Genomic DNA, 26934 nt, shown 5'->3' with positions numbered 1-26934 from the left:
CATAAGGGCCACGCGCGGCAAGGCCAACGACCGATTTCGACTAAGCATATGCGCGCCATGCTTGTCACTTACCGCTTGCCACTGTGCTGCTGGAAGGCAGGGCAGTCGACTTGCAGCAGCGAGCGGTCTTCCAGACACACGGCCGACAGTTTGCCGCCCCACACGCAGCCGCTATCGAGGCCAATCAGGTGTGGTCGCAACTGCAGTCCCAGCGCCGACCAGTGGCCGAAGACGATGGTGTCGCCAGCGCTGCGCCGTCCGGGTACGTCGAACCACGGCAGCAGGCCGGAGCCGGGCGGCGGGCTGCCGCTTTCCTTCATCTTGAAGTCCATCACGCCATCCGGCGTGCAAAAGCGCAGCCGCGTCATGGCGTTGATGATGCAGCGCAGCCGGTCGGCGCCCTGCAGGTCGTCGCGCCAGGCGGCCGGCTCGTTGCCGTACATGGTACGCAGGAACGCCACCCAGCCGTCGCTGCGCAGCATGGCGGACACTTCCCCGCTCAGCGACAGGGCCTGGGCAGCGCTCCATTGCGGCAGCAAGCCCGCATGCACGAGCACATGGCCGTCGTGTTCCAGTGCCAGTGGCCGCTGGCGCAGCCAGGCGAGCAATTCCTCGCGGTCGGGCGCATCGAGGATCTCGGCCAGCGTATCGGACGCATGCTTGGGGCGGATGCCGTTGGCCACGGCCAGCAGGTGCAAGTCATGGTTGCCCAGGACGCTGTCGGCCAGGCCCTGCCGCGCCAGCGCATGCACGTGGCGCAGGGTGGCCAGCGATGCGGGGCCGCGATTGATCAGGTCGCCCGCGAACAGCAGGCGGTAGGGGCCATCCGCTGCCGCCTGGATCCGTTCGATCAGCTCGACGGTTTGTGCGTGGCAGCCTTGCAGATCGCCGATAAAGTAAGTTTTCATATGTGCCGGGGTGAAGTGAACTACGCGCCTGCATTATAAGCATGCCAGTCCTTTGGCGTTGGGGACATTGCGGGTCTGCGAGCAATTGCGCGCATGGCCGGAGGGAAGGAAAAAGCGGATGCCGATTATGCCGCATGGGGATTTAATAGGGCTGCATTTCCCGCTGCCGTACATCGATAATAATCGGCCAGCGCGTTTATCGGCATGGATGGCATGCGCCATGCCAGCCTTGCAAGCGGCATGCGCAGCCATTCCGGAATGCCACGCATCCTTGTTTATTTATTTTTTACGCGTGCTTTCGGCATATTCTTCATTGAATCTTAATGTTGAGCAGATAAATACGCTGATGGCCGTGATTCAATAGTTGATGGATTATGCAACGGTGCGCAGCTGTTTATACAATGTAGTATATTTCACGTGATTTTATTATTTAAATTAATGTAAAGGATGTACCGGATGGATCTGTCAACGATGACAATGCTGGAATTGCGCAAGCTGGAAGATAATGTGAGGCAGGAATTGAACGGCCGCGAGCGCGAAGACTTGAACAAGGCGCGCGAACAGATCATGGCCATCGCGCAGCAGGCGGGCATTCCGCTGAAACAGCTGATACTCGATGGTTTGCACCCGCGCACGGGCAAGGTCGCGGTGCGTTACCGCCACCCTGACAATGCGACCGAGCAATGGACAGGCCGTGGTCGCCAGCCGCTGTGGGTCAAGCAGTGGGTGGAATCGGGCAAGTCGATCGATCTGCTGCGCGTATAATTTGGTATACTCTTGGCGCAGTAGCAAGCTGTCAGCCGCGCGCTGCACCTTGCCAGGCACCACACTATTCCCTTACTTATACCGCCCACACCATGCTTCCATTGTCCAGAACGATCTTCAAGGCCTACGATATCCGCGGCATCATCGCTAAAACCCTCGATGCCAGCGTGGCGCACAAGATCGGTCAGGCATTTGGCCAGGCGGCCCTGGCCAAGGGCGAGCAGCGGGTCGTGATCGGCCGCGATGGCCGCCTGTCGGGACCGGAATTGACGGCAGCGCTGGCGCAGGGCTTGCAAGCGGCAGGCATCGATGTGATCGACCTGGGCGTGGTGGCTACGCCGATGGTTTATTTCGGCACGAATGTGCTCGACACGCGCTCCGGCATCATGGTCACGGGCAGCCACAATCCGCCCGACTACAACGGCTTCAAGATGGTGCTGGCCGGTGAAGCCATTCACGGCGAAGCGATCCAGGCCCTGTACCACAGCATCGTCGCGCACGACGGCAGCGCCAGCAGCACGCCGGGCAGCTATGCCACGCACGATATCCGCGCCGCCTACCTGGAGCGCATCCTGGGCGACGTCAAGCTGGCGCGCCCGATCAAGATCGCCGTCGACTGCGGCAATGGCGTGGCCGGCGCATTCGCGGGCGACCTGTTCCGCGGCATGGGCTGCAAAGTCATCGAACTGTTCTGCGAAGTCGATGGCAATTTCCCGAACCACCACCCGGACCCGGCGCATCCGGAAAACCTGCAAGACCTGATCCGCTGCCTGGCCGAGACGGATGCCGAAATCGGCATCGCCTTCGACGGCGACGGCGACCGCCTGGGCGTGGTCACCAAGGATGGCCAGATCATCTACCCTGACCGCCAGATGATGCTGTTTGCCGCCGACGTGCTGACCCGTCATCCGGGTGCGCAGATTTTGTATGACGTGAAATGCACGCGCCACCTGGCGCCGTGGATCAGCAAGCATGGCGGCGTGCCGCTGATGTACAAGACGGGCCACTCGCTGGTGAAAGCCAAGTTGCGTGAAACGGGCGCGCCGCTGGGCGGCGAAATGAGCGGCCACATCTTCTTCAAGGACCGCTGGTACGGTTTCGACGACGGCCTGTATTCGGCTGCGCGCCTGCTGGAAATCCTCACGCGCGAAGCGGATCCGTCAAGCCTGCTCAATTCCCTGCCGCAGTCCGACAGCACGCCGGAACTGCACCTGGAACTGAAGGAGGGCGAGAACGTCGCGCTGATGGACATGCTGCGCCGCGACGCTGTCTTCCCCGGCAATGAACAGATCATCACCATCGACGGCTTGCGCGTGGAATACGCGGACGGCTTCGGCCTGGCCCGCTCGTCGAACACCACGCCGGTGATCGTCATGCGCTTCGAAGCGGAAACGCCGGAAGCCCTGGCGCGCATCCAGGGGCAGTTCAAGAGCGTGATCCTGGCGGCCAAGCCAGACGCTGTCCTGCCGTTCTGACAGCATGGCCGGTCAACCTGGCGCACAGGCGCCCTTGAAAATCCTGCTGGTGCGGGTATCTTCGCTGGGCGACGTGCTGCATAACTTGCCGATGGTGGCGGACATCGCCCGCCATTTCCCGAACGCGACCATCGACTGGGTGGTCGAGGAGGGCTATACCAGCCTGGTGCGCCTGAACCCGCGCGTGGCTACCATCTTCCCGTTTGCGCTGCGGCGCTGGCGCAAGAGCCTGGGCAAGAAAGAGACGCGCGCGGAAATCGCCGCCTTCTTCCGCAGCCTGCGGCAGACGCGCTACGATTATGTGTTCGATACCCAGGGCTTGCTCAAGACGGGCATCATCATGGGCGCCGCGCGCCTGGCGCCGGGCGGACAGAAAGTCGGCCTGGCCAATGGCAGCGAAGGTTCCGGCTATGAAGGCATCTCGCGCCTGTTTCACACGAAAAGCATTCCCCTCGACCCGCGCACGCATGCGGTAGCGCGGGGCCGCCTGGTGGCTGCCGCGGCACTCGGCTACACGGTCGACACGCCGGCTGATTTCGGCTTGCCGGAAGTATCAGGCAGCGAGCCGCGCCCGGACTGGATGGGCGAGGCGCCTTACTGCGTGTATTTCCACGGCACGGCGCGCGACGCCAAGAAATGGGCACCGGAAAACTGGATCGCCCTGGGCCAGGCGCTCGCGCCCATGCCGATTCTGCTGCCCTGGGGTTCGCCCAAGGAAAAGGCGGAAGCCGAACAAGTGGCGGCCGGCTTGCCGAATGCGCGCGTGCTGCCTAAGCTGTCGATGGGCGACGCCACCCTGCTGGCGCGCCACGCGGCGCTGGTGATCGGCGTCGACACGGGCTTGACGCATATCGCCGCCGCCTTTGTGCGTCCGACGGTGGAAATCTATGCCGATTCGCCGCTGTGGAAAACGGAAGGCAACTGGTCGCCGAAAATCATCAATCTGGGCGACAAGGGCGCGCCGCCCGGCGTGCCGGAAGTGCTGGCCGCGGCGCAGCGCCTGCTGGCCGACTATCCTCCCGCCTGACTTCAACATCAAACAATCATGCGACTTCTATATACCCTTGCCTGGTGGCTGGCCTTGCCACTGGTGCTGGCGCGGCTGTGGCTGCGCGGACGCCAGGAACCCGGCTACCGCCAGCACTTGGGCGAGCGCCTGGGCTTTTACGGGCGCCAGCCAGCCCCTGCCATGGACACCATCTGGCTGCACGCCGTTTCCGTCGGCGAGACGCGCGCGGCCGAGCCGCTGATCGATGCGCTGCTGGCCGCATGGCCCGCTTGCCGCATCGTCCTCACGCACATGACGCCGACGGGGCGCGCCACGGGCAAGTCCCTGTTCGCCAAACACGGCACGCGTCTCGTGCAAAGCTATCTGCCGTATGACACGGGCGCCATGCCGGCCCGCTTCATCCGCCATTTCGCGCCGCGCATCTGCATCCTGATGGAGACGGAAGTGTGGCCGAATCTGATTCACCAATGCAATCGCTACAAAGTGCCCGTGGTGCTGGCCAATGCGCGATTGTCGCAGCGCTCGCTGGGCAAGGCGCAGCGCCTGGGTAAGCTCATCACCGATGCGGCGCGCGGCATCACCCTGGTGGCGGCGCAGACGCAGGACGACGCCGATCGCGTGCGCCAGCTGGGCGTGCGTGACGTGGTCGTCACGGGCAGCATCAAGTTCGACGTCGTCGTGCCCGAGGCGGCGCTGGCGACGGGGGCGGCGCTGCGCGCAGCCATCGGCGCACGTCCCGTGCTGCTGTGCGCCAGCACGCGCGAAGGGGAAGAGCCGCTGATCCTCGATGCCTATGCCCGAGCCAGCTTGCCCGCGAATGCGCTGCTGCTGATCGTGCCGCGCCATCCGCAGCGCTTCGACGAAGTGGAAAAACTGATCGCGGCGCAGGGCCTGGCCGTGCAGCGCAGGTCCGGCCTGGCGCAGGGCGATGCCGTTGCGGCAGCCACGCAGGTGCTGCTGGGCGATTCGATGGGCGAGATGTTTGCGTACTATGCAGCCTGCGATTGCGCTTTCGTCGGCGGCAGCCTGCTGCCGCTGGGCGGGCAAAACCTGATCGAGCCGGCAGCCCTGGGCAAGCCCGTGCTGATCGGTCCCCACACCTTCAATTTTGCGCTGGTGACCGAGCAGGCGATTGCCGCCGGCGGCGCCGCGCTGGTGGCAGACGCCGATGCGCTGATGGCGCAGGCGTCGGCCCTGCTGCAGGATCCCGCGCGCCTGGCGGTTATGGGAGAAAAAGCGCTGGCGTTTGCCAACCAGCACCGGGGCGCCACGCCGCGCACGATAGCGGCCATCCAGCCCCTGTTGCCGTGATGGATGCACGGCCAACAATGTTGTCGGATTACGGCCTGCGGCCTAATCCGACCTACTGCCGTGATCGAGGTAGGTCGGATTAGCGCTTGCGCGTAATCCGACAGGCGACGCCAACAATGTTGTTTACGCGAACAGGACTGGCAGCTCTTGCGAGCGCTTCCTCAGCGCCTGCTTGGCGCCGTCGTAATCGGGATAGATCGATTCCACGGTGGCCCAGAAGCGGGGGCTGTGGTTCATTTCCAGCAGGTGCGACAGTTCGTGCGCCACCACGTAGTCGATCAGCGGCAGGGCGAAGTGGATCAAACGCCAGTTCAGGCGGATCTTGCGCTCGATAGTGCAGCTGCCCCAGCGCGTGCCGGCCGACGATAGCGACAATGAGTCGTAGCGCACGCCCAGCTTGTCCGCATACAGGTCCAGCCGCGCCTCGAACAGCTGGCGCGCTTCATGCTGGAACCAGCCCTTCACTTTTTCCTTCAATTGCTGCTCGCTGCCCGTGGGCGTGACCCATACGTGCAGCTCATTCGTCTCGCGCTGGAAGCTGGCGCGGTGGCGCGGCGCCTGGTGCAGTCGCAGGGTGATGTCACCGCCGAGGTAGGGCAGTACGGCGCCATCGACCCAGGCCACGGGCGGGCGCTGCTGGCGCTGCACCTTGCGCTCGCCCCGCTCCAGCAGCTTCGAGACGATCCAGCCTTGCTTGGCGCGGATGGCGTTGTCGATTTCGGCCAGGGTCACGCGCTTGGGCGCCGTGACGCGCAAGCCGTTATCGTCGATCATGAAGCCGATGGAACGGCGCGTGGAGCGGCGCAGGGCGAATTCGACGAGGTGGCTGCCCAGCTGCAGCTGGCGCAGCGGCGGACCATCGGCGGTGCGTGGCGGGGAAGGCAGGGGAGGCGGGGCAGGACGAATGATGGGGGGCGCGGGCGCCACTACCGGTGGCGCCACGGGCGGCGCTGGCGGTGCCGTGGGGCGCACCGCCGGGGGCGTGCTGGTCGAGACGTCATGCGCGAACAAATCCAGTTGCTGGTCGCCGACCTTGATGGTCTTCATCTGCTGGCGCAGTGTCGGCTCCTGGATGACCGCGCTGATGCCGTCTAGCCAGCGTTGTAGGCGTGAGGCGAAATGACGCGCATTTCTGATTCTATCCAATTTTCCACCTGTTGCATCATGCTGTCCGGGGTTTGCCCTTCCGGCGAAATCGGTTTGCCTATCGAGACGGTGATCAGTCCCGGGCGTTTGAGGAATGACTGCTTGGGCCAGCACTCGCCTGAGTTGTGTGCAATCGGCACCACCACGGCGCCCGTGGCGATGGCCAGACGCGTGCCGCCGCTCTTGTACTTGCCCGCCTGGCCCACGGGAATGCGCGTGCCTTCAGGGAACATGATAATCCATTGGCCATCGGCCAGACGGCGCTTGCCATGCGCGACCACGCTCTTGAACGCATGCTTGCCCTGCTTGCGGTCGATGGGGATCATGCGCAGCAGCGCCATGGCCCAGCCGAAGAACGGGATGTACAAAATCTCCTTCTTGAACACATACACGAGCGGGCGTGGCAGGCTGGGAAGCAAAAAGATGGTTTCCCATGCCGACTGGTGCTTCGACAGCACGATGGCCGGCGCGTCGGGGAAGTTCTCGGCGCCCTTGACTTCATAGCGGATGCCGCAAATGACCTTGGCACACCACAGGATAAACACGTTCCAGCGCGAGGTGACCCAATAGCGCTTGTTGTAGCTCAATGGCGCGGCAAAAAAGCACACGCAGGCCCAGACGATGGTGGCCACGATCATGATGATCATGAACAGCAGGGATCGCAGGAACAGGGAAATATTACGCAATGCGGTTCTCCGAAGATTAGATACTCAATGCCACGCTGGGCGCCGCTGCGGCGGGCGCCTTGAGCAGATGGCTGACGACGGCGGCCAGGTCGGGGAAGACCTGGGTGCCAGGCGGCAGGCCACCCGTTTCGTTGGTCTTTTCGCCCTTGCCCGTCAATACCAGGTAGGGCACGCAGCCGCTGATGAAGCCGGCCTGCAGGTCGCGCAGCGAATCGCCGACGGTGGGCACGCCTTTCAGGCTGGTGTTGTAGCGCTGCGAGATCTCATGGAACATGCCGGGCTTGGGCTTGCGGCAGTCGCAGTTGTCCGCGCCCGCGTGTGGGCAAAAGAAGATGGCGTCGATATCGGCGCCTACCTGCTGCGCCAGGGTGTGCATCTTCTGGTGGATCGCGTTCAGCACCGTCATGTCGAAATATTCGCGCGCGATGCCCGACTGGTTCGAGGCGATGACGACGCGATAGCCAGCCTGGTTCAGGCGGGCGATCGCTTCGAGCGAACCGGGGATCGGCAGCCATTCGGCCGGCGACTTGATGAAGTCCGGCGAGTCATGATTAATGACGCCGTCGCGGTCGAGAATAATCAGTTTCAGAGCCGGAGTACCCATTATGCCGCCAGCTTGGAAATGTCGGCCACGCGGTTCATCATGCCGTGCAAGGACGACAGCAAGGCCAGGCGGTTGTTGCGCAGGGCGACATCCTCGGCCATCACCATCACGTCATTGAAGAAGCCATCGACATCGTCGCGCAGCTGCGCCAGGGTTTGCAGGGTGCTGGTGAAATCGCCCTTGGCAAAGGCCGCGTCGACTTCCGGCTGCACGCGCGAAACGGCGGCGGCCAGTTTTTTCTCCGCTTCGTCCTGCAGCAGCGCCACGTTCACGCCACCGGCGGCGACCTGGCTGACGGCTTCCTCGTTCTTTTTCAGGATGTTCGTGATGCGCTTGTTGGCGGCGGCCAGCGAGGCGCTTTCCGGCAGGGCGGCAAACGCCTGCACGGCTTCCAGGCGCTGCACGATGTCGTCCAGGCGGTCCGGGTTTTGCGCCACGACGGCTTCGATTTCATTTGGCGAGAAGCCGCGTTCGCGCAGGATCCCGCGCAGGCGGTCCAGCATGAAGGTGGTGACATCCGCGACCGGATCCTTGAAGCCGGGCACCGTTGCGAACTGCGCGGCGACATCGGCCAGCAAGCCCTGGATCGACAGTGGCAAGCGTTTTTCCAGCAGCATGCGCAGCACGCCCAGGGCGTGGCGGCGCAGCGCGAACGGATCCTTGTCGCCCGTCGGCGCCAGGCCGATGGCCCAGATGCCGACCAGGGTTTCGAGCTTGTCGGCCAGGGCCACGGCGGTGCCGGTGCCGGTGGTCGGCAGGCTGTCGCCGGCAAAGCGCGGCTGGTAGTGTTCGGAGGCGGCCAGCGCCACTTCTTCCGGTTCGCCGTCATGGCGCGCGTAATACGTGCCCATGATGCCTTGCAGTTCGGGGAATTCGCCCACCATGTCGGTCAGCAGATCGGCCTTGGCCAGCAGGGCGCCGCGTTCGGCCAGTGCCACGTCATATTGCAGCTTGGCGGCGATGGCGCCGGCCAGCGACTTGACGCGCTCCGTGCGGGCCGCTTGCGTGCCCAGCTTGTTGTGGTAGACCACGTTGGCCAGCAGCGGCAGACGCGCTGCCAGGGTCTTCTTCTTGTCTTGCTCGAAGAAGAACTTGGCGTCGGACAGGCGCGGGCGCACGACGCGCTCGTTGCCGCCGATGATGTGCTCGGGCGTGTCCGTCTCGATGTTCGAGACGATCAAAAAGCGCGAGCGCAGCTTGCCTTCGCTGTCCGTCAGGGCGAAGTATTTCTGGTTCGTCTGCATGGTGAGGATCAGGCATTCCTGCGGCACTGCCAGGAACTCCTCCTCGAAGTGGCATTCATACACGACCGGCCATTCGACCAGGGCGGTAACTTCATCGAGCAGCGCTTCGGGCATCAGCACCTGGTCGGCGCCGGCCTTGTCCAGCAACTGGGCGCGGATGCGCTCCTTGCGTTCCTCGTTGCTGGCGATGACGCTGGCGTTGAGGATCAGCGAAGGCGCATAGTTTTCCGCGTGCGCGATGGTGATCGGTTCGCCATCGGTGAGGAAGCGGTGGCCCAGGGTGGTGCGGCCGGCCGTCAAGCCCAGCAGGGTCAACGGCAGGATATTGATGCCGTGCAGGGCGATCAGGCTGTGGGCCGGGCGCACGAATTGCACGGTGGTGCCGTCCGGGCGCTGATAGCTCATCAGCTTTGGAATCGGCAGCTTGGCGCAAGATTCCGTCAATGCAGCCTGCGCGCCGGTGGCGAGCTGGCTGCCTGGCGCCGTGTAGGTGTAGAAGAAGCTTTCGGCCTTGCCGTCGACGGCGCGTTCCAGCTCGGCCACCGTCAGCTCGGGGAAGCCCAGTGCGGCCAGTTTCTTGGCCAGCGGCGGCGTGCCGTTGCCGTTCGCGTCCAGCGCCACGGAGACGGGCAAGACTTTTTCGCGGATCGATTTGTCGGGCGAGACTTCGCGCACGTTGGTGATGGAGACGGCCAGGCGGCGCGGCGAGGCGTAGCTGGTGGCGACGCTGTCGGCTTCCAGGAAGTCGCGCGCTTTCAGGCCGTTGACGATGCCGGCCGTGAAGGCGGCGCCCAGTTTGGCCAGCGCTTTCGGCGGCAGTTCTTCGGTCAGCAGTTCGATGAGCAGTGTTTGGTTCATGGTGTTCTTGTCTGGTACGGCGGTGTATGAGCTAGGCGATCAAGCGGCGGCGGGTTGGTCTGCGGCGGGCAGCATCGGGAAACCGAGGCGCTCGCGCGAGTCGTAATACGCCTGCGCCACCAGGCGCGACAGGGTGCGCACGCGGCCGATGTAGGCGGCGCGTTCCGTCACCGAGATGGCGCCGCGCGCGTCGAGCATATTGAAGCTGTGCGAAGCCTTCATGATCTTTTCGTAGGCGGGCAGGGTCAGTTGCAGCTCGATCAAACGCTTCGCTTCCGCTTCGTAGTTGCCGAACTGTTCGAACAGCAGGTCCGTGTTCGCGTGCTCGAAGTTGTAGGTCGATTGCTCCACCTCGTTCTGGTGGAAGACGTCGCCGTAGGTCAGCTTCTTCGTGACTCCGTTTTCTTCCCACTCGGTCCACACCAGGTCATACACGTTTTCCACGCCTTGCAGATACATGGCCAGGCGTTCGATGCCGTAGGTGATCTCGCCCAGCACGGGCTTGCAATCGAGGCCGCCCACTTGCTGGAAGTAGGTAAACTGGGTCACTTCCATGCCGTTCAGCCAGACTTCCCAGCCCAGGCCCCAGGCGCCCAGGGTCGGGCTTTCCCAGTCGTCTTCGACGAAGCGCACGTCATTCTGCTTCAAGTCCAGGCCCAGCGCGGCCAGCGAACCCAGATACAGGTCGAGGATGTTTTCCGGCGCGGGTTTGAGCACCACCTGGTACTGGTAGTAGTGCTGCATGCGGTTCGGATTTTCGCCATAGCGGCCATCTTTCGGGCGGCGCGACGGCTGCACATACGCGGCGCGCCAGGGTTCCGGGCCGATCGCGCGCAGGAAGGTGCCGGTGTGGAAGGTGCCGGCGCCGACTTCCATGTCGTAAGGCTGGAGCAGGGCGCAACCTTGCTTGTCCCAATAGGTTTGCAAGGTCAGGATAATTTGTTGAAATGTGAGCATCGTATGAGTTCGCCGCGCGGGAGACTGCGCGCTGTTAAGGTTTGCTTGAAGCCCGGACGCTGCCAGTCAAGCGCGTCCGGGCCGGGGTTTTGCTAATTTTAGCGGTTTTTACGGGCCCACTGTGACTCTTCGGGCAATATCGGCCGCTTATTGCTGCCCGGCGCGGCCACGGCGGGCGGCGCGCGACAGCAGGAAGGCCGCCAGCAGGGCCAGCGCGGCCAGGGCCAGCACCAGTTTGTTGCCGTACAGAATGTATGGCGTCATGCCGCCCATGCCTTGCACCTTGGCCGCCAGCGTGGCTTGCTGTTCCGGCGGCAGCAGGCTTTGCACCACGCCCTTGCCGTCGATGACGGCGGTGGCGCCCGTGTTTGTCGAGCGCAGCATCGGGCGGCCCGTTTCCAGGCTGCGCATCTGCGAAATCTGCAAATGCTGCGGGATGGCGATCGAGTCGCCGAACCAGGCCAGGTTCGAGATATTCAGCAGCACGGACGCCGACTGCTTGCCATGGCGGTGGGCGCTGGCCAGCTGGCCGGCGATTTCCTCGCCAAACAAGTCTTCGTAGCAGATATTCGGCAACACCAGCTGGTCGCGCACCTGCAGCGGCGCCTGCACTTCCGCGCCGCGGCCCATGTCGCCCAGCGGGATGGCCATCATGGCGACAAACCAGTGCAGGCCGGGCGGCACGAATTCGCCGAACGGCACCAGATGGTGCTTGCGGTACTGGTAATACGGTCCCGGCGCGCCGTTGGGCGTGATCCCCAGGGCCGCATTGTAGAAGCGCTGCTGCTCGTCGAGCACGGGCATGCCGACCAGGATCGTGCTGCCCGTCTGCTGCGAATAAGCCGCCAGGCTGTCCAGATAGCCGGGCGGCAGCTGGTGCGGCAGCACGGTGACGGCCGTTTCCGGCGTGGCGATCAGGTCGGCCGGCGCGCTGGTGATGGCGCTCTGGTACATCTGCAGGGCGCCCAGCACGAAGCCGGGGTCGAATTTCTGCTGCTGCGGCACGTTGCCCTGCAACAGGCGCACCGTGATCGGGCGTCCGACCGGGTGCGTCCACGCCACGTACTGCAAGCCGATGCCTGCGGCGTACAGCGCGATGACGCCGCCCAGCGCAAACCAGCGCGTGCGGTGCGTCAGCAAAAGCAGGGCACCGGCCGACAGCGCCGCCAGCCAGCCCAGGCCATACGCACCGACGATGGGGGCAAAGCCGGCCAGCGGGCTGGCATTGTGGGCGTAACCGGTGGCCAGCCACGGGAAACCCGTAAACAGCCAGCCGCGCGTCCATTCGAACAGCGTCCAGGTGGCGGGCAGCACCAGCAAGGTCATGGCGGGCAGGGACAGCACCCAGCGCTGGCGCAGCCAGGCGGCCGCGCCCATGGCCAGGGCCACGTAAATGGCCATCAGGAGGGCCAGCAGGGCCACGGCGATGACCGCGATCGGTGCGGCCATGTCGCCATAGCGGTGCATGGAGATATACAGCCAGTGCGTGCCGGCCGCGCACCAGCCAAAACCGTAGGCCCAGCCGATCAGCGCGCCGGCCTTGACGTTCGCCGCGCGCAGCACCTGGTAGAACAGCACGCCCAGGCTGAGGATTTGCAGGGGCCAGTAGCCGAAAGGGGCGAACGCCAGCACCGCGACGGCGCCGGCAACGGCGGCAGTCAGCATGCGCGCCCCTATGCTGCGGGGCGGTTTGGCGGGGGCGTTGGGGTCAGCGCGTCTGAAACGCATTTACAGCACGCGCATGTCAGAGTTCCAGTTCCGGCACGTTGGGCAGGCGCTCGACCAGCAGCACGTGCACCTGGCGCGCATCGGCGCGCAGCACCTCGAAGCGCAAATTGCCCAGGTCGAAAATATCGCCCTTGTGCGCCATGCGGCCCAAGTACTTCGACACGAGGCCGCCGATGGTGTCGACGTCGTCGTCGACCAGGTGGCTGCCCACTTCTTCGTTGAACTGTTCGATCTCGGTCAGCGCCTTGACGCGCCAGCGGGGGCCGAACTGGCCTTCCTTGAGCGACAGGATGTTGTCCTCGGCTTCGTCGAAGTCGTATTCATCCTCGATATCGCCGACGATCTGTTCCAGCACGTCTTCGATGGTGATCAGGCCGGCGACGCCGCTGTATTCATCGACGACGATGGCCATGTGATTGTGGTTGGCGCGGAAATCGCGCAGCAGCACATTCAGGCGTTTCGATTCGGGGATGAAGATGGCAGGGCGCAGCATGTCGCGGACGTCGAAAGTTTCTTCTGCGTAATAACGCAACAAGTCTTTCGCCAGCAGGATGCCGATGACCTTGTCGCGCTCGCCTTCGATCGCGGGGAAGCGCGAGTGGGCGGTGGACAGGACTTCCGGCATCCATTCCTCGATCGGCTTGCTGATGTCGATGACATCCATTTGCGAACGGGGAATCATGATGTCGCGCGCGCAGAGATCCGATACCTGAAACACGCCTTCGATCATCGACAGGGCGTCGGCGTCGATCAGCTTGCGTTCATGCGCATCGTGTAGAACTTCGAGCAATTCTGCACGGTTCTCTGGCTCGGGGGAAATGAGTGCGGTCAGGCGTTCAAACAGTGACCGGTGGGGCTTGACGTCAGTTCTGACGCCACTAGGGTGCTCGGGCATAGGAGGCGTGAGCCGTTGTTGCGAAGGGATATAGGATACACCAAAAGTGGGGGAATACCGGATTTCCCCGCTTTTGATGCAAATTTAATATGTTGAAGTGCGCCGTTGCGCGATGTTTCAGGCGTCCGCGCCCAGCACGCGCGCGCGCAGGGCCGCCACGTCGGCCTGCCAGTCGGCGAAATGCTCGCTGTCCTGCCACAGCTGGCGCAGTTCCGACGCTTCCCCGCCGATCTTGTCGAAGGCCAGGCGCGCTTTTTCCAGCAACGGCGGCGTGACCTTCTTCTTGCAGGCGGCCACCCATTCGTCCACTTCCGCGGTGGCCGGGTCGTCCTCGCCCGGCTTGCCCAGCAGGCGCGCGATCACTTCCAGCGCGGCCAGCGCTTCGGCGGCGAACGGCGCCTCCAGCTGCGCTTCCTGGCTGTCGATGACGTTGTCGAGCGTCGTCTCGACCAGTTCCAGGGTTTTATATTCGTGCAAGTCCTGCGCCCAATCCATGGCGTAGTCGTTGCCGAAGGCATCCAGTGCCCAGGTTCCCATGCTCTTACTCCTTGTACGGGTCGGTAATGCCGAGTTTCGCGAGGATGTCCGTTTCCAGGCCCTCCATCTCGGTGGCTTCCTCGTCATCCATGTGGTCGTAACCCTGCGCATGCAGCACGCCGTGCACGATCAAATGGGCCGTGTGCTCTTCCACGCTCTTCTTCTGCTCCGCCGCTTCCTTTTCCAGCACGTCCGTGCACAGGATGATGTCGGCGCGCGTCGGCTCGTCGTCATTCAACTCTTCGCCTTCGTTGTAGGCGAACGTCAGCACGTTGGTGGCGTAATCCTTTTCGCGGTAGTCGCGGTTCAGGGTACGGCCTTCTTCCGCGTCGACGAAGCGGATCGTGAATTCGGCGGGGGCGAACAGGGCCGCCTTGACCCAGCGGCGTACTTTCGGGCGCGTGATCAGGGTTTCCAGGCGGGCATCCGGGTATTGCACGGACAAGGACAGTTTATTTTTTTCGGACATTTTTGGCGGCAGCTGGTTTCAACAAGGGGAGTAACTGGGCGGCGTCGGCGTTGGCCGCCTGCGCCGTTTCATAGGCGTCGACGATGCGCGCGACGAGCGGGTGGCGCACCACGTCGGTGCTGTTAAATTGCGTGAAGCCGATGCCGCGCACGTCTTTCAGCACGTGCACGGCGTCGATCAGGCCGCTCGTCTGGCTCTTGTGCAGGTCGACTTGCGTCACGTCGCCCGTCACCACGGCCTTGCTGCCGAAGCCGATGCGCGTCAAAAACATCTTCATCTGTTCGACGGTGGTGTTTTGCGCCTCGTCGAGGATGACAAACGCGTGGTTCAGGGTGCGCCCGCGCATGTAGGCCAGCGGGGCGATCTCGATCACCTGTTTTTCAAACAGCTTTTGCGTGCGGTCAAAGCCCAGCAAATCATACAGCGCATCGTACAGGGGACGCAGATACGGATCGACCTTTTGTGCCAGGTCGCCCGGCAAAAAGCCCAGGCGCTCGCCCGCTTCGACGGCCGGGCGCGTCAAAATGATGCGCTTGACGGCGTCGCGTTCGAGCGCGTCGACGGCGCAGGCGACGGCCAGATAGGTTTTACCCGTGCCGGCCGGGCCCACGCCGAAGCTGATGTCGTGTTCGAGGATGTCGCGCAGGTAGGCGATCTGGTGCGGCGTGCGCCCGCGCAGGTCGGAGCGCCGCGTTTTCAGCACGGGGCTGGCGATATCCGGCTCGACGAAGGTGCTGGCGGGTGCGTTGGCGTGGTGTTCCGAGGCGGCGGACAGTCCCGCGCGCTGTTCCACCAGGGCCAGCTGCACTTCTTCCAGCGGCACGACCTTGTTGGCGATGGCGTAGAACTGCTCGAGGATTTCCACGGCGCGTTCGGCATTGCTGCCGCCGACGATGAATTTCTCGCCGCGGCGGAAGATCGTCACGTCGAGGGCGGCGGAAATCTGGCGCAGGTTTTCATCGAGCGGTCCGCACAGGTGCGCCAGGCGCGTGTTGTCCAGCGGCTCGGGGATGAAGTAATGCGGCTGTATCGGGGCTTTGGTTTTCAACTGGCTCTTTTCAATGCGGGTGTGCTGGCGACGAGTTCGCCGCGCAGGGTGTAGGAATGGCTTTCGGTGATGCGCACGTCGACCAGCTGGCCGACCAGCTGCAGCGCGTCCGGGCCGGCGTCGAAATTGACCACGCGGTTGTTTTCCGTGCGGCCTTGCAGTTCGCTATCGTCTGTATCCTTTTTGGAGCGGCCTTCGACGAGGATGGTTTGCACCGTGCCCACCATGGCCAGGCTGTATTTGCGCGTGTTGGCGTCGATGGCCGCCTGCAGCTGCTGCAGCCGGGCCAGCTTGACTTCGTGCGGCGTGTCGTCTTCCAGGCTGGCGGCCGGCGTGCCGGGGCGCTTGCTGAAGATGAAGCTGTAGCTGTTGTCGAAGCCGACATCGGCGATCAGCTTCATCATGGCGTCGAAGTCGGCCTGCGTTTCGCCAGGAAATCCCACGATGAAGTCGGACGAAATGGCCATGTTCGGGCGCACGGCGCGGATGCGGCGGATGATGGACTTGTATTCGAGGCCCGTGTAGCCGCGCTTCATGGCGCCGAGGACTTTGTCGGAACCGTGCTGTGCCGGCAGATACAGGTGGTCGACCAGCTGCGGGATCTTCGCGTAGGCGTCGATCAGGCGCTGCGTGAATTCCTTCGGGTGGCTGGTGACGAAGCGCATGCGTTCGATGCCGGGGATGTCGGCCACGTATTCGAGCAGCAGGGCGAAGTCGGCGATCTCTCCGCCTTCCATCGCACCGCGGTAGGCGTTCACGTTTTGCCCCAGCAGGGTGATTTCCTTGACGCCCTGGGCGGCCAGGCCCGCCACTTCCGTCAGCACGTCCTCGAAGCGGCGCGACACTTCCTCGCCGCGCGTGTAGGGCACGACGCAGTAGCTGCAATATTTGCTGCAGCCTTCCATGATGGAGACGAACGCCGAGGCGCCCTCGACCTTGGCCGGCGGCATGTGGTCGAACTTTTCGATTTCCGGAAAGCTGATGTCCACCTGCGAGGCGCCGCTGGCGCGGCGCAACTCGATCATCTGCGGCAGGCGGTGCAGGGTTTGCGGGCCGAAGACCATGTCGACATACGGTGCGCGCTTGACGATGGCGTCGCCTTCCTGCGAGGCCACGCAGCCGCCCACGCCGATCAGCAGGTGCGGCTTGGCCAGCTTCAGGTCGCGCAGACGGCCCAGGTCGGAAAACACTTTTTCCTGCGCCTTTTCGCGCACGGAGCAGGTATTGAGCAGGATCACATCGGCATCTTCCGGCGTGTCCGTGCGCACCAGGCCATCGGAGGCGCCCAGCACGTCGGCCATCTTGTCCGAGTCGTACTCGTTCATCTGGCAGCCGAAGGTTTTAATGAATACTTTTTTCTGCATGGAGTTGGGCGCTTATCGGTAAATGTGGCGGCAAACAAGATGGCTGGGCGGGATGCTGCAGCGCAGGGGGCCGCTCAGTGCGGGCGCGGTGGATGACCGGCCTGGCGCCTCTGGCTGCCCGGCGGCAGGCTCGCTGCAAGTTCAGGCGATAGTTTAGCGTAAAACGCCGGGGCGGGCCATGTTGTGCTTACCTTGCCGACAAGGTTGCCGCCTGCATATGCCGCCATGTGTCGTGGTGCTCAAAAGCATTTATTGCCGTGCGACACCATTGATTTGTAACAAGTTGCTGCAAAGCCTTGTGTGCGCCCGCTGGCATCCTAATGTGTTGAAATAGTATCGTTGCCAAGCCAACCAGCAGCTTGATTGATATTTAACAATCAGGAAGTTTGCGCGAGGCGCAGATGCTGCGTGTTTGGGCTAGTATATTGCCTTATATGCAATTCATTTTTGGCGAGTCATACGTGCTTTGAGTGTCTTTATTCACGCGGCAAGTTGCGTACGTTGGCTGGGCGTGGCAGTGCGAGTCCTGTACAGGCAGTGCGATAAGGAGGGAGGGCTGAATCCGATGGAAGACGTTTATTTGAACACTCTAAGCCAGCCTTAAGTTCGTATCGGCATTATTTTCTACATTCACCAGACGAGGAAAAATCATGGCACATCATGCATTAGCATCGCAAGAGAGTTACAACCCGAACCACCTGCTGGACATTCTGCTGAGCAAGATGCAGCTGAAAAACGATGCAGCCCTGTCGCGTCTGCTTGAAGTGGCGCCACCGGTCATCAGCAAGATCCGCCACCACCGCTTGCCGGTCGGCGCCTCGCTGCTGATCCGCATGCACGAAGTGACGGGCATGAGCATTCGTGACCTGCGTGACTTGATGGGCGACCGCCGCACCAAGTATCGTCTGTCCGACGCCCAGGGCCGTCCAAAAGCGGAAGACCGCGGCGATGCGCAAGAATCGAATTACGCGCACTGATGTGGTGGTTGTACGCTGACTGTGCCGCTTGCGTAGCTGCTGGCGGCAACAGGCTGGCGTGGACCGGGCAGCATGGACCGGGTAACATGGATGTATCGCAGTACCCATAACGGCTTTCGCCTCGCAGCGAGAGCCGTTTGCGTTTGCGGCTGTGCCTGCCGAGTTCGCTTAATCAATCAGCTTAGCAAGGCCGAGGTGATTTCATCATAGCGCAGCTCCGTTTCGCGGAACAGCTGCAGATACGTGTCTTCGCCCAGGCCCAGCGCATCCCAGGCCACCGGCGAGACGCGCGGCACCATGTCGTCGCCCGCCTGCGCCAGGTCGAGCGCGCAAACAAGCGCATTGGCCACGTGGATCAGCGATGCGAGGAAGCCTGCCCCCGGCGTTTCCGGCTGCAGGTAGTTGGCCAGCGCCAGGCGCATGGTGTCGGAAAAATTCCAGTGTTCGGCCAGCGCCACGCCGGCCTGCACGTGGTCCACGCCCAGTACGGTTTGCTCCGCTTCGAGCAGGCTGCAATCGTGCGCCGCCTGGTGCGCGATGACTTGCGCGTAATGCGCGGGAAAGCTGCTGACCAGCACCAGGCGGCCGATGTTGTGCAGCAAGCCGGCCGTGAAGGCGTAATCCTGGTTGAAGCGGATCTGCCGCGCCAGTACCTTGGCGCAGGCGGCCGTCGCCACCGAATGGCGCCAGAAGGCCTTGTCGTCGAAGCCGGGGCAGCGACCTTCCGGGAAGCAGCCCGTGATGGCGGCCGACGTGATCAGGCTGCGCGTGGTCTGGAAGCCCAGGTACGTGATCGCCTGCTGGATGGTGGTGGCCTTCACTTGCAAGCCGTATTGCGACGAGTTGGCCAGGCGCAGGGTTTTCGCTGTCAGTGCCTGGTCGTACGACACTTTTTTGGCCAGCACGGAAATATCGACGTCTTCCTGGTCGATGCTGTTGAGCAGTTCCATGACGACGGCGGGCAGCGAGGGTAAATCGTCGAGGTGGGCGACGATGTCGTCGAGGGTCAGCTGGGTGCTCATGCGGCCTCTCCCGTGCCCAGGCGGTACGCCGTGACATAGCTGCGCAGCAAGGTGGTGGCCGCGTCTAGGGGATCCTCCGGGTCATGCTTGCGGAACAGGTAGGCCAGCCGTTCGCTGTCGGCCGCCTGTTGTGCTGCGATTTCTTCGGGCGACGGTGGCGGCGCCTGGATCGGCAGCATGTCGATGTTGTGGCGCGGCATCAGGGCCAGCATGTTTTCAGTCAATACCGCGCCTTGCGGCAACAGCACTTGTCCATGCGCATCGAGCAAGACATCCGACAAGACCATGCCAGGACGAACTTGTTCCAGGGGTAGATGTTGATGCATGACCGCCATGACGACTCCTTAGATGATTGCGGGATATTACCATTGCCATGACGCAATGTCTCAACCTGTATCAAGGCCCGGTGGAAAACGGCATTGCTGTAAATCTTGCCAATAAGCATGTCATACCGTACATTTGATTCAGGCTGTTGTCCGCTGACATATCTGCGCCCGCGCCGCGGGCCGGCGGCCGGCCTGGCCCGGGGAGTGTTGATTGATGGTGAGTATCCAAGTCCGGCTGACCCTGCTTTTTGTCGTGATCGTCACCCTGGTGCTGGGCATTTCGGGTACCTATACCCAATATACCTTGAGCAAGGAACTCGAATCGGGCAGCGCGCGCCTGCGCAGCGGCGTGCTCACGCGCTTGCAGACGAGTTTGCCTTCAGCCCTGTGGGACCTCGATAAATCCAAGGTCGACAGCATCGTCGCGGCCGAAATGCTGCCGCCGGAACTGGTCGGCATCCGCGTCTACGACGCCTCCGTCGGCCTGTTCGCGGGCGAAGTGCGCGACGCGGCGGGCACCCTGGTGCCGCTGACGGCCGACGTGGCCATGGGTGGCACGCCCGTCGAGGCGCCGCTGGTGTTCCGCGACGCCGTGGCCGCAGCCACGGGTGGAAAGCCCGTGATCGTCGGCAAGGTCATCGTCAATTTCAGCCGCGCCCAGATCGATGCGGCCCTGCGCGGCGAAGTGCGGCGCAAGGTGCTGGAAGTGTTGCTGCTTGACATCATTCTGGTGGGCGCCCTGGCGCTGAGCCTGCGCATCGTCTTCGGGCCCTTGAAACAGTTGCGCGACGGCTTGTTCGATCTGGCCACGCGCGGCAGTGACGATGTCGAAGAGCTGCCGGAAAACCGGCGCGACGAGCTGGGCGACGTGATCCGCGGCTTCAATGCCGTGCAGCGCAAGCTCAAGTCCATCATCGAGGGCAGCCGCGAGGCGGAAGACATGGCGCGCCGCTCGCAGCAGGCAACGGCGCAGGCCATGGACGAGCTGCGCCGCGCGCAGGAATCGTTGCTGCAGTCGGAACGCCTGGCCTCGCTGGGCAGCCTGGTGGCCGGCGTGGCGCATGAAATCAACACCCCGGTCGGCATCGCGCTGACCAGCGCCTCGGTGCTGAAGGAAGCCACCGATGCCATCAGCACGGCGGTGGCCGGCGGCAGCGTGAAGAAGACCGATATCGTGCGCTACCTGGAAACGGCCGGCGAAAGCGCGCGGCTGATCATGAACAATGCCTATCGCGCCGCGCACCTGATCCACAGTTTCAAGCAGATCGCCGTCGACCAGGTCAGCGAGGCGCGCCGCTTGTTCGAATTGCGCGACTATATCGGTGAAGTGATTTCGAGCCTGCAGCCGACCCTGAAAAAGACGCGCATCCGCATCGATATCGATTGCCCGCCCGGCATCATGCTCGACAGCTATCCGGGCGCGCTGGCGCAGGTGCTGACCAACCTGGTCTTGAACTGCGTCGAGCACGCCTTTGATGCGGATACGGACGGCCATATCCATATCGGCGTGCTTGGCGATAACGACTGGATCGCCATGCAGGTGCGCGACGATGGCCGCGGCATCGCGCCCGACATGCTCGACCGCGTGTTCGACCCGTTTGTCACCACGCGGCGCGGACAGGGCGGCACGGGCCTGGGCTTGAATATCGTATTCAACTTGATTGCCAAGCAGTTTGGCGGCACCATCACGGTCAGCAGCACGCTGGGGCAGGGCGCGACGTTCCTGCTGCGCCTGCCCAAGGTGACGCCATTGCCGGAAGGCGCCGCCAGCGGTCCTGCCGGCCAGGCATAGGCAAGGAGACAATACATGGCACAGATGGAAAACAGTCAGCAGGTGGCGCTGTTGCGCGGGATCAATGTGGGCCGCGCCAAGCGCGTGGCCATGGCCGACTTGCGCAAGCTGCTGGGCGACCTGGGGTTTGCGCAGGTGCGTACCGTGCTCAACAGCGGCAACGTCGTGTATGACGGAGGCAAGGTTGCGCCGGCCGACGCCGCTGCCCGCATCGAGGAAGCGCTGGTGCTGAAACTGGGCGTGGCGGCCAGGGTGACGGTGCTGTCGGCCAGCCAGTTTGCCGAACTGATCGAACAAAACCCCCTGGCGCCGGCGGCCGATGCGGCCCGGCTGCTGGTGCTGGTGCTGAACAATCCGGCCGACGTCCAGCGTCTGGCGCCGCTCTTGCAGCAGTCGTGGCAGCCGGAAGCGCTGGCGCTGGGGCGATGGGCCGCGTATGCCTGGTGTCCCGATGGCGTGCTGGCCAGCAAGGTGGTGGCGGCCCTGGGCGTGCTGCTGGGCGATGGCGTCACCTCGCGCAACTGGGCCACGATGCAAAAATTACATGCGCTGCTGAACGGGCCGGATGCGGCAGTCACATCGACCAAGGAGTACTGATGCCTTTCATTACCGGAACCTTTGATGTCAGCATCACCCCGGAAACCTTGTCGGACACGGCCGCGCAATCGGGGCTGGGGCGCTTGTCGCTCGACAAGCGCTACCACGGCGCCCTCGACGCCAGCGCGCAGGGCGAGATGCTCAGCGCGCGCGCCAGCGTGGCCGGTTCGGCAGGCTATGTGGCGCTGGAGCGGGTGGAAGGCAGCCTGGACGGGCGCCATGGCAGTTTTTATTTGCAGCACAGCGGCACCATGACGCGCGGCGCGCCCGCCTTGTCGGTGACGGTGGTGCCCGATACGGGGACGCAGCAGTTGCAAGGGCTCACCGGCAGCCTGGCCATCCGCATTGAGGACGGCAAGCATTATTATGACTTTACGTATGACATTGTTGAGACGCAATGAACTGGGATATCGTCAAGGGGGTCTTGATCGTGCTCGTGGCCATCAGCGTGGTGGTGACGGCCTTCGTGCTCATTTCCGCCTCGGGCCCGGACAAGGCGGGCTGCATCGCGCGGGCCCTGAAGTCGGGCATTCCGGTGGGGAATATCGAACGGGTCTGCCGCCTGCTGGACAAATGATGACGCCATAAAAAAACATTCCGCACCAGGCGGAATGTTTTTCAGCAGCGCCTTGCCAGTGCTGGCGCCGTCAGTTATCGAATTTTTCCTGTTTTTCGCCGTGCAGGCTCAAGGCCACCAGGCCCAATCCCACCAGCAGCATCGAGTACATGCTTGCTTCAGGCACGGGAGCCGGCACGTGGGCTTGCTGTGCGGGCGCGGCCGTCATGGGCCTGGGCGGCGCCAGGGCCACATGGTGCGCGCCACTGGTGCTCCAGTGCGGTGCAGCAGCCGCGCTGCTGGCAAGCAGGCGTGCATACGGCAAGTCCGGCGTTTCCCAGCCGGGATTATTATTCAAGCTGATGCTTTCATCGATCGCCACGCGTTCGCCGGTTTCCTGCTGCTTGTCGGCCGTCGTGTCGCTGACTGCCGCCACGCTCCATGTGCTGGCCGACAGCGCCAGCAAGGCCACGCATAACGGCTGATAGATACTCATCGTGCTCTCCCTGTTGTTCACCGCGCGGCGCAGCCGAAACCGGCTTGCGCATGGACGGATAATTCGCCTGTACGGGGGCGTATCATGGTTTTTCTGCTGTTCTCCCATTACAGCACAGATCGTGACAATTTTGATACGTTTATTTCCTATTTATTACGAATATTTGTCATTTTGATAGCGTAAACATGATCGTTGCCGCACACTTTGCATGAGCACGCTATCGCCAAAAAACACTGTTGTTTTTTTGTGCGAATCGCCAGCAGGAAAACAGTATATTGATTAGTATATTGTTTATCGCATGATGATCAATATGACCGCCTGTGGGAGGGCAAGATGGAGACAGTCGTAACACCGCAACACGCATACAACCTCGACGCCATGCGTGGCTCGGCCTACAAGGCCAGCTCGCTGCTCAAGGCCATGGGCAATGCCGACCGATTGATGCTGCTGTGCCAGCTATCGCAGGGCGAGCATTGCGTCAGCGACCTCGAACAAAAAGTGGGCATCGGCCAGCCGACCCTGTCGCAGCAGCTGGGCGTGCTGCGCGAAGAGATGCTGGTGGCCACGCGGCGCGATGGCAAGCAGATTTATTACCGCGTCGCCAGCCCGCCCGTGCTGGCCGTGCTGCAAGTGCTGTACGCGCAATTTTGCGCGCCGCGCCCCGCCTTCAACGACGAAGCGGACTGAACGCTGCCATGAGCATAGCCTGGCAGCACTTCACGCCGTGGGCCTCGCTGGCTGGCGGCATGCTGATCGGCCTGGCGGCTGCCCTGCTGATTCTGTTCAATGGGCGGATCGCCGGCATCAGCGGCATCCTCGGCGGCTTGCTGCGGCCGCGCAGTGGCGACCTGGGCTGGCGCATCGCCTTTCTTGCCGGCCTGATCGGCACGCCCCTGCTGTACCAGTTGTGGCAAGCCTTGCCGCCCGTGCAGATCGACGCGGGCACGCCCGCCCTGATCGTCGCGGGCTTGCTGGTGGGCGTGGGCGTGCGCTATGGCGCCGGCTGCACCAGCGGCCACGGCGTGTGCGGCCTGTCGCGCCTGTCTCCCCGTTCGCTGGCTGCCACCATCGCCTTCATGGCGGCCGGATTCCTCACCGTCTATCTGTTGCGCCATCTGTGAGCAAGCTTATGAGCAAGCTGATCCTTTCCCTGTTGAGCGGCCTCCTCTTTGGCCTGGGCCTGATCGTCTCCGGCATGGGCAATCCGGCCAAGGTGCTCGCTTTCCTCGACCTGGCCGGGGCCTGGGATCCGTCGCTGGCGCTGGTGATGGGCGGCGCCATCGGCGTGGCCCTGCCAGCCTTCTGGCTGGCGCGCCGGCGCAGCACGGCGCTGCTGGGCGAGCCCATGCAGTTGCCGGCATCGCGGCGCATCGACCGGCGCTTGCTGCTGGGCAGCCTGGCCTTTGGCGTGGGCTGGGGCATCGCCGGTTTTTGTCCCGGTCCCGCCCTCGTATCCCTGCTGGCGGGCCAGCCGAAAGCGTGGCTGTTTGTGGGCGCCATGCTGGCCGGCATGGTCCTGTTTGAAGTGCTGGAGCGCCGCAAGCTGCCCGCGCCGGTCTGAGACGGTACAATCTGGCGCATCGCCACTTTGGATACTGCTTACATGAAGACCGTGATTTTCCGCGCCGCCCTGCTGTCCAGCATGCTGGCGCTGGCCGCCTGCGGCAGCTTGCTGAAGAAGGAAGCGCCGCCCGCTTCCGTGCCCGTGGCCGACACCTTGCCCAATCCGCAAGTCTTGCTGCTGGGCGAAGTCCATGACAATGCGCAAGGCCAGCGCCTGCGCGTCGAAGAATTGCGCCGCCGCCTGGCAGCCGGCTGGCGTCCCGTGATTGTGATGGAGCAGTTCGACCGCGAAAACCAGGATTTGCTGACGCGCGCCGCGCGCGATTGCGCCGATCCCGACTGCATCATCCGCGTGATGGAACAGCCGCGCTGGGACTGGAGCTTGTACCGGCCCGTGCTGGACCTCGTCATCAGCTACCAGCTGAGCCTGGTCGCCGGCAACCTGTCGCCGGCCGATGCGTCGCGTATCGTGCGCGACGGCATCCAGTGGTCCATGCCGCCCGCCATGGTGGCCACTTACCTGGCCGCACCCGTGCCGGCCGATATCCTGGACGGGCAACAGAAGGAAGTCCAGGCGGCCCGCTGCAATATGCTGCCCGACATGATGATCAACGGTGTCGTCAACGCCCAGGTGGCGCGCGATATCTGGATGGCCAAACTGATCCGCGATCAGGCGCCGCGCGACGTGGTGCTGATCGCCGGCAATGCCCATGTGCGCAAGGATATCGGCGTGCCCCGCTGGCTGAAGCTGGCCGACCCGCAGCTGAACGTGCGCAGCATCGGCTACCTGGAGCAGGGCGGCAGCGGCTACAAGGGCACGTTTGACCTGACGCAAACGATGCCGGCGCAGCCGCGCGCGGACCCGTGCTTGAAGTTTAAAAATAAGGTTTAAGAAATAATCACTGCTGCACCCGCACCAGGGCGCTGACCCGGCTGGCCGTCTCGAGCAGTTTCGGCAAGCTGTGTTCCAGCAGGTGCGCCACGGACGGCCCCGCCGTCTGGCCGCTGACGTTGATCGCCGCCACCACCTTGCCAGCCCGGTCGAACACGGGCGCGGCCAGGGCGATCAAGCCCTGTTCCAGCTCTTCCTGCACCAGGCACCAGCCCTGGCGCCGCACTTGCGCAATCTCTTCCATCAAGACGTCGATATCGACCTTGGTCGCCGGCGTGATTTTCAGCAGTGCCATCTTCGACAGCCGTGCGTGCAGCACGTCGGGCGCCAGGCCCGACAGCAAAACCCGTCCCATCGAGGTGCAGTAGGCGGGCAGGCGGCTGCCGATGCCCAGGTTGATCGACATGGTGCGGTGCGCGGACAGGCGCACCACATACACGATGTCATCGCCGTCGAGCACGGTGGCCGAGCACGACTGGCGCAAGGTCTGCATCAATTCTTCCAGCAGCGGCTGCGCCTGCGTCCACACGGGCAAGGACGACAGATAGGCGTAACCGAGGTCCAGCACCTTGGGCGTCAAACGGAACAGCCGTCCATCCGCTTCCACATAACCGAGATGCAGCAAGGTATGCAGGATGCGCCGCGCGCCCGCGCGCGTCAGCTGCGCCCGCTCCGCCACTTCGCTCAGGGTCTGTTGCGGCGCGTCCGCGCCAAAGCTGCGCAACACGGCCAGCCCCCGCGCGAACGATTGCACATAGCTGTCGCCGGGACGCGGTGCGCCGTCGGCGTCAAGGGTGTCTGCGGCGGAAAGGGGCGTGCTGCGGAGGTCGGTCATGGCAATTCCAATTGATCAAGGTGGCAATTATAGCCATGGCGCTGGCGAAAACGGCAAATTGACAAGCGCCCCGATCAGGCATATTCTCACGAATAAGTTCTAAATACGAATATTTGTTCGTTATGCGAACAAATAACAGATGGCTTTGATTTGGAGGAGGCAGGCAATGATCGACAAACTGCGTTCCAGCGTGCTTGATGCGCTGGCCGATATCCACGATGGCGCCACCGTCATGATTGGCGGCTTTGGCGGCGCCGGCCAGCCGGCCGAGCTGATCGACGGCTTGATCGCCCAAGGCGCGCGCGACCTCGTCATCGTCAACAATAATGCGGGCAATGGCGATACGGGCCTGGCTGCCCTGCTGAAAAACGGGCAAGTGCGCAAGATCATCTGCTCCTTCCCGCGCCAGGCCGATTCCCACGTCTTCGATGCCCTGTACCGCGCGGGCAAGCTGGAGCTGGAGCTGGTACCGCAGGGCAACCTGGCCGAGCGTATCCGCGCCGCCGGCGCCGGCATCGGCGGCTTTTTCACGCCCACGGGCTATGGCACGGACTTGGCCAAAGGCAAGGAAACGCGCGAGATCGATGGCCGCATGTATGTGCTCGAGTCACCGATCCACGCCGATTTCGCGCTGATCAAGGCGGAGCAGGGCGACCGCTGGGGCAACCTGACCTACCGCAAGACGGCGCGCAACTTCGGCCCGATCATGGCCATGGCCGCGAAAGTCAGCATTGCTTCCGTACATGAAGTTGCCGAGTTGGGCAGCATCGATCCCGAGCACGTCATCACGCCGGGCCTGTTCGTGCAGCGCATCGTGCAAGTGCCGCGCACGGCCACCGGCCCCGCCGGCTTCAAAGCCGCCTGAGGAGTATCA

At 63.5% G+C, this 26934-nt stretch carries 31 protein-coding genes; 15 read left to right on the top strand and 16 right to left on the bottom strand.

Annotated elements, in window-relative coordinates; all coding sequences use genetic code 11:
- Positions 1–68 precede the first annotated feature (68 nt).
- Positions 69–908: a symmetrical bis(5'-nucleosyl)-tetraphosphatase gene (locus tag U0004_RS25715; protein ID WP_070255909.1), complete on the bottom strand. Its 840-nt coding sequence runs from the start codon at positions 906–908 to the stop codon at positions 69–71.
- A 118-nt stretch (positions 909–1026) separates the two neighbouring features.
- Here U0004_RS25715 and U0004_RS25710 point away from each other — a divergent pair, with 118 nt between their 5' ends.
- The 5 genes from U0004_RS25710 to waaA all read left to right on the top strand — a co-directional run bounded on the left by U0004_RS25710 (position 1027) and on the right by waaA (position 5468).
- Positions 1027–1272 (top strand): hypothetical protein, encoded by a 246-nt coding sequence (locus U0004_RS25710; protein ID WP_139144126.1) that lies wholly within the window; start codon positions 1027–1029, stop codon positions 1270–1272.
- A 107-nt stretch (positions 1273–1379) separates the two neighbouring features.
- Positions 1380–1673: an H-NS histone family protein gene (locus U0004_RS25705; protein ID WP_327076246.1), complete on the top strand. Its 294-nt coding sequence runs from the start codon at positions 1380–1382 to the stop codon at positions 1671–1673.
- A 92-nt stretch (positions 1674–1765) separates the two neighbouring features.
- On the top strand, positions 1766–3148 hold the full coding sequence (locus tag U0004_RS25700) for a phosphomannomutase/phosphoglucomutase (RefSeq protein WP_070255903.1): 1383 nt from the start codon (positions 1766–1768) through the stop codon (positions 3146–3148).
- A 4-nt stretch (positions 3149–3152) separates the two neighbouring features.
- Positions 3153–4175 (top strand): lipopolysaccharide heptosyltransferase I, encoded by a 1023-nt coding sequence (gene waaC / locus U0004_RS25695; protein WP_070255901.1) that lies wholly within the window; start codon positions 3153–3155, stop codon positions 4173–4175.
- Positions 4176–4193: 18 nt separating this feature from the next.
- Positions 4194–5468, top strand: coding sequence for a lipid IV(A) 3-deoxy-D-manno-octulosonic acid transferase (gene waaA, locus U0004_RS25690; protein WP_070255898.1), 1275 nt, complete (start codon positions 4194–4196; stop codon positions 5466–5468).
- A 123-nt stretch (positions 5469–5591) separates the two neighbouring features.
- On the opposite strand, the gene U0004_RS25685 is transcribed toward waaA, so the two are convergent.
- The 11 genes from U0004_RS25685 to miaB all read right to left on the bottom strand — a co-directional run bounded on the left by U0004_RS25685 (position 5592) and on the right by miaB (position 17004).
- Entirely contained in the window at positions 5592–6515 is a 924-nt protein-coding gene (locus U0004_RS25685) for a M48 family metallopeptidase (protein ID WP_099389016.1), read from the bottom strand.
- Positions 6516–6559: 44 nt separating this feature from the next.
- Positions 6560–7300 carry a lysophospholipid acyltransferase family protein gene (locus U0004_RS25680; protein WP_034746739.1) on the bottom strand — a complete coding sequence of 247 codons (741 nt, stop codon included), beginning with the start codon at positions 7298–7300 and terminating at the stop codon, positions 6560–6562.
- A 16-nt stretch (positions 7301–7316) separates the two neighbouring features.
- The gene (gene gmhB / locus U0004_RS25675) at positions 7317–7904 is read right to left on the bottom strand and encodes a D-glycero-beta-D-manno-heptose 1,7-bisphosphate 7-phosphatase (protein WP_052139990.1); all 588 of its coding nucleotides are present in this window, start codon (positions 7902–7904) and stop codon (positions 7317–7319) included.
- Entirely contained in the window at positions 7904–10006 is a 2103-nt protein-coding gene (gene glyS, locus U0004_RS25670; RefSeq protein WP_070257430.1) for a glycine--tRNA ligase subunit beta, read from the bottom strand. Before glyS ends, gmhB begins: the two co-directional genes overlap by 1 nt.
- A 39-nt stretch (positions 10007–10045) precedes the next feature.
- Entirely contained in the window at positions 10046–10963 is a 918-nt protein-coding gene (gene glyQ / locus U0004_RS25665; protein ID WP_034780177.1) for a glycine--tRNA ligase subunit alpha, read from the bottom strand.
- A gap of 147 nt (positions 10964–11110) precedes the next feature.
- Positions 11111–12628 carry an apolipoprotein N-acyltransferase gene (gene lnt, locus U0004_RS25660; protein WP_081345693.1) on the bottom strand — a complete coding sequence of 506 codons (1518 nt, stop codon included), beginning with the start codon at positions 12626–12628 and terminating at the stop codon, positions 11111–11113.
- 79 nt (positions 12629–12707) lie between these two features.
- Positions 12708–13586, bottom strand: coding sequence for an HlyC/CorC family transporter (locus U0004_RS25655; protein ID WP_034746750.1), 879 nt, complete (start codon positions 13584–13586; stop codon positions 12708–12710).
- A 117-nt stretch (positions 13587–13703) separates the two neighbouring features.
- The gene (locus U0004_RS25650) at positions 13704–14123 is read right to left on the bottom strand and encodes a DUF4259 domain-containing protein (RefSeq protein ID WP_034780174.1); all 420 of its coding nucleotides are present in this window, start codon (positions 14121–14123) and stop codon (positions 13704–13706) included.
- A gap of 4 nt (positions 14124–14127) precedes the next feature.
- Complete coding sequence (ybeY, locus tag U0004_RS25645; protein WP_034780171.1) at positions 14128–14592, bottom strand: rRNA maturation RNase YbeY; 465 nt, start codon at positions 14590–14592, stop codon at positions 14128–14130.
- Positions 14576–15640, bottom strand: a complete 1065-nt coding sequence (locus U0004_RS25640; protein ID WP_070257432.1) for a PhoH family protein — start codon at positions 15638–15640, stop codon at positions 14576–14578. Before U0004_RS25640 ends, ybeY begins: the two co-directional genes overlap by 17 nt.
- Positions 15637–17004, bottom strand: coding sequence for a tRNA (N6-isopentenyl adenosine(37)-C2)-methylthiotransferase MiaB (miaB, locus tag U0004_RS25635; RefSeq protein ID WP_070257433.1), 1368 nt, complete (start codon positions 17002–17004; stop codon positions 15637–15639). The genes U0004_RS25640 and miaB overlap by 4 nt, the downstream gene beginning before the upstream one ends.
- A 650-nt stretch (positions 17005–17654) precedes the next feature.
- Here miaB and U0004_RS25630 point away from each other — a divergent pair.
- Positions 17655–17981 (top strand): hypothetical protein, encoded by a 327-nt coding sequence (locus U0004_RS25630; RefSeq protein WP_034746769.1) that lies wholly within the window; start codon positions 17655–17657, stop codon positions 17979–17981.
- A gap of 176 nt (positions 17982–18157) precedes the next feature.
- Here U0004_RS25630 and U0004_RS25625 read toward each other — a convergent pair whose 3' ends face one another.
- Entirely contained in the window at positions 18158–19003 is an 846-nt protein-coding gene (locus U0004_RS25625) for an HDOD domain-containing protein (protein WP_070257434.1), read from the bottom strand.
- On the bottom strand, positions 19000–19338 hold the full coding sequence (locus U0004_RS25620) for a hypothetical protein (RefSeq protein WP_070257435.1): 339 nt from the start codon (positions 19336–19338) through the stop codon (positions 19000–19002). Before U0004_RS25620 ends, U0004_RS25625 begins: the two co-directional genes overlap by 4 nt.
- 205 nt (positions 19339–19543) lie before the next feature.
- On the opposite strand from U0004_RS25620, the gene U0004_RS25615 reads away from it, so the two are divergent.
- Genes U0004_RS25615 through U0004_RS25600 form a run of 4 tightly spaced genes read left to right on the top strand, consistent with a single transcriptional unit; the run spans position 19544 to position 22295 of the window.
- Positions 19544–21121 (top strand): sensor histidine kinase, encoded by a 1578-nt coding sequence (locus tag U0004_RS25615; RefSeq protein ID WP_070257436.1) that lies wholly within the window; start codon positions 19544–19546, stop codon positions 21119–21121.
- A gap of 15 nt (positions 21122–21136) precedes the next feature.
- On the top strand, positions 21137–21718 hold the full coding sequence (locus U0004_RS25610) for a DUF1697 domain-containing protein (protein WP_081345690.1): 582 nt from the start codon (positions 21137–21139) through the stop codon (positions 21716–21718).
- Positions 21718–22119 carry a DUF3224 domain-containing protein gene (locus U0004_RS25605; protein ID WP_070257437.1) on the top strand — a complete coding sequence of 134 codons (402 nt, stop codon included), beginning with the start codon at positions 21718–21720 and terminating at the stop codon, positions 22117–22119. Before U0004_RS25610 ends, U0004_RS25605 begins: the two co-directional genes overlap by 1 nt.
- Positions 22116–22295, top strand: coding sequence for a hypothetical protein (locus tag U0004_RS25600; RefSeq protein WP_034746783.1), 180 nt, complete (start codon positions 22116–22118; stop codon positions 22293–22295). Before U0004_RS25605 ends, U0004_RS25600 begins: the two co-directional genes overlap by 4 nt.
- Before the next feature lie 70 nt (positions 22296–22365).
- On the opposite strand, the gene U0004_RS25595 is transcribed toward U0004_RS25600, so the two are convergent.
- On the bottom strand, positions 22366–22770 hold the full coding sequence (locus U0004_RS25595) for a PEP-CTERM sorting domain-containing protein (protein WP_139144178.1): 405 nt from the start codon (positions 22768–22770) through the stop codon (positions 22366–22368).
- Between the two features lie 333 nt (positions 22771–23103).
- Between U0004_RS25595 and U0004_RS25590 the strand changes: the two genes are divergently transcribed.
- Genes U0004_RS25590 through U0004_RS25575 form a run of 4 tightly spaced genes read left to right on the top strand, consistent with a single transcriptional unit; the run spans position 23104 to position 25225 of the window.
- Positions 23104–23457, top strand: a complete 354-nt coding sequence (locus tag U0004_RS25590; protein ID WP_070257439.1) for an ArsR/SmtB family transcription factor — start codon at positions 23104–23106, stop codon at positions 23455–23457.
- Positions 23458–23465: 8 nt separating this feature from the next.
- Entirely contained in the window at positions 23466–23891 is a 426-nt protein-coding gene (locus U0004_RS25585; RefSeq protein WP_034780106.1) for a YeeE/YedE family protein, read from the top strand.
- A gap of 8 nt (positions 23892–23899) precedes the next feature.
- Positions 23900–24331, top strand: coding sequence for a YeeE/YedE family protein (locus tag U0004_RS25580; RefSeq protein ID WP_070257440.1), 432 nt, complete (start codon positions 23900–23902; stop codon positions 24329–24331).
- 42 nt (positions 24332–24373) lie between these two features.
- Positions 24374–25225 (top strand): ChaN family lipoprotein, encoded by an 852-nt coding sequence (locus U0004_RS25575; protein WP_081345691.1) that lies wholly within the window; start codon positions 24374–24376, stop codon positions 25223–25225.
- A 7-nt stretch (positions 25226–25232) separates the two neighbouring features.
- On the opposite strand, the gene U0004_RS25570 is transcribed toward U0004_RS25575, so the two are convergent.
- The gene (locus tag U0004_RS25570; protein WP_070257441.1) at positions 25233–26060 is read right to left on the bottom strand and encodes an IclR family transcriptional regulator domain-containing protein; all 828 of its coding nucleotides are present in this window, start codon (positions 26058–26060) and stop codon (positions 25233–25235) included.
- A 166-nt stretch (positions 26061–26226) separates the two neighbouring features.
- Between U0004_RS25570 and U0004_RS25565 the strand changes: the two genes are divergently transcribed.
- Positions 26227–26925, top strand: a complete 699-nt coding sequence (locus U0004_RS25565; RefSeq protein ID WP_070257442.1) for a 3-oxoacid CoA-transferase subunit A — start codon at positions 26227–26229, stop codon at positions 26923–26925.
- Positions 26926–26934 lie beyond the last annotated feature (9 nt).

Origin of the sequence: Janthinobacterium lividum (assembly GCF_034424625.1) — a bacterium.
GTDB lineage: Bacteria > Pseudomonadota > Gammaproteobacteria > Burkholderiales > Burkholderiaceae_D > Janthinobacterium > Janthinobacterium lividum.
The sequence above is the reverse complement of the archived record's forward strand: the minus strand, read 5'-3'. Positions and strand labels throughout refer to the sequence as shown.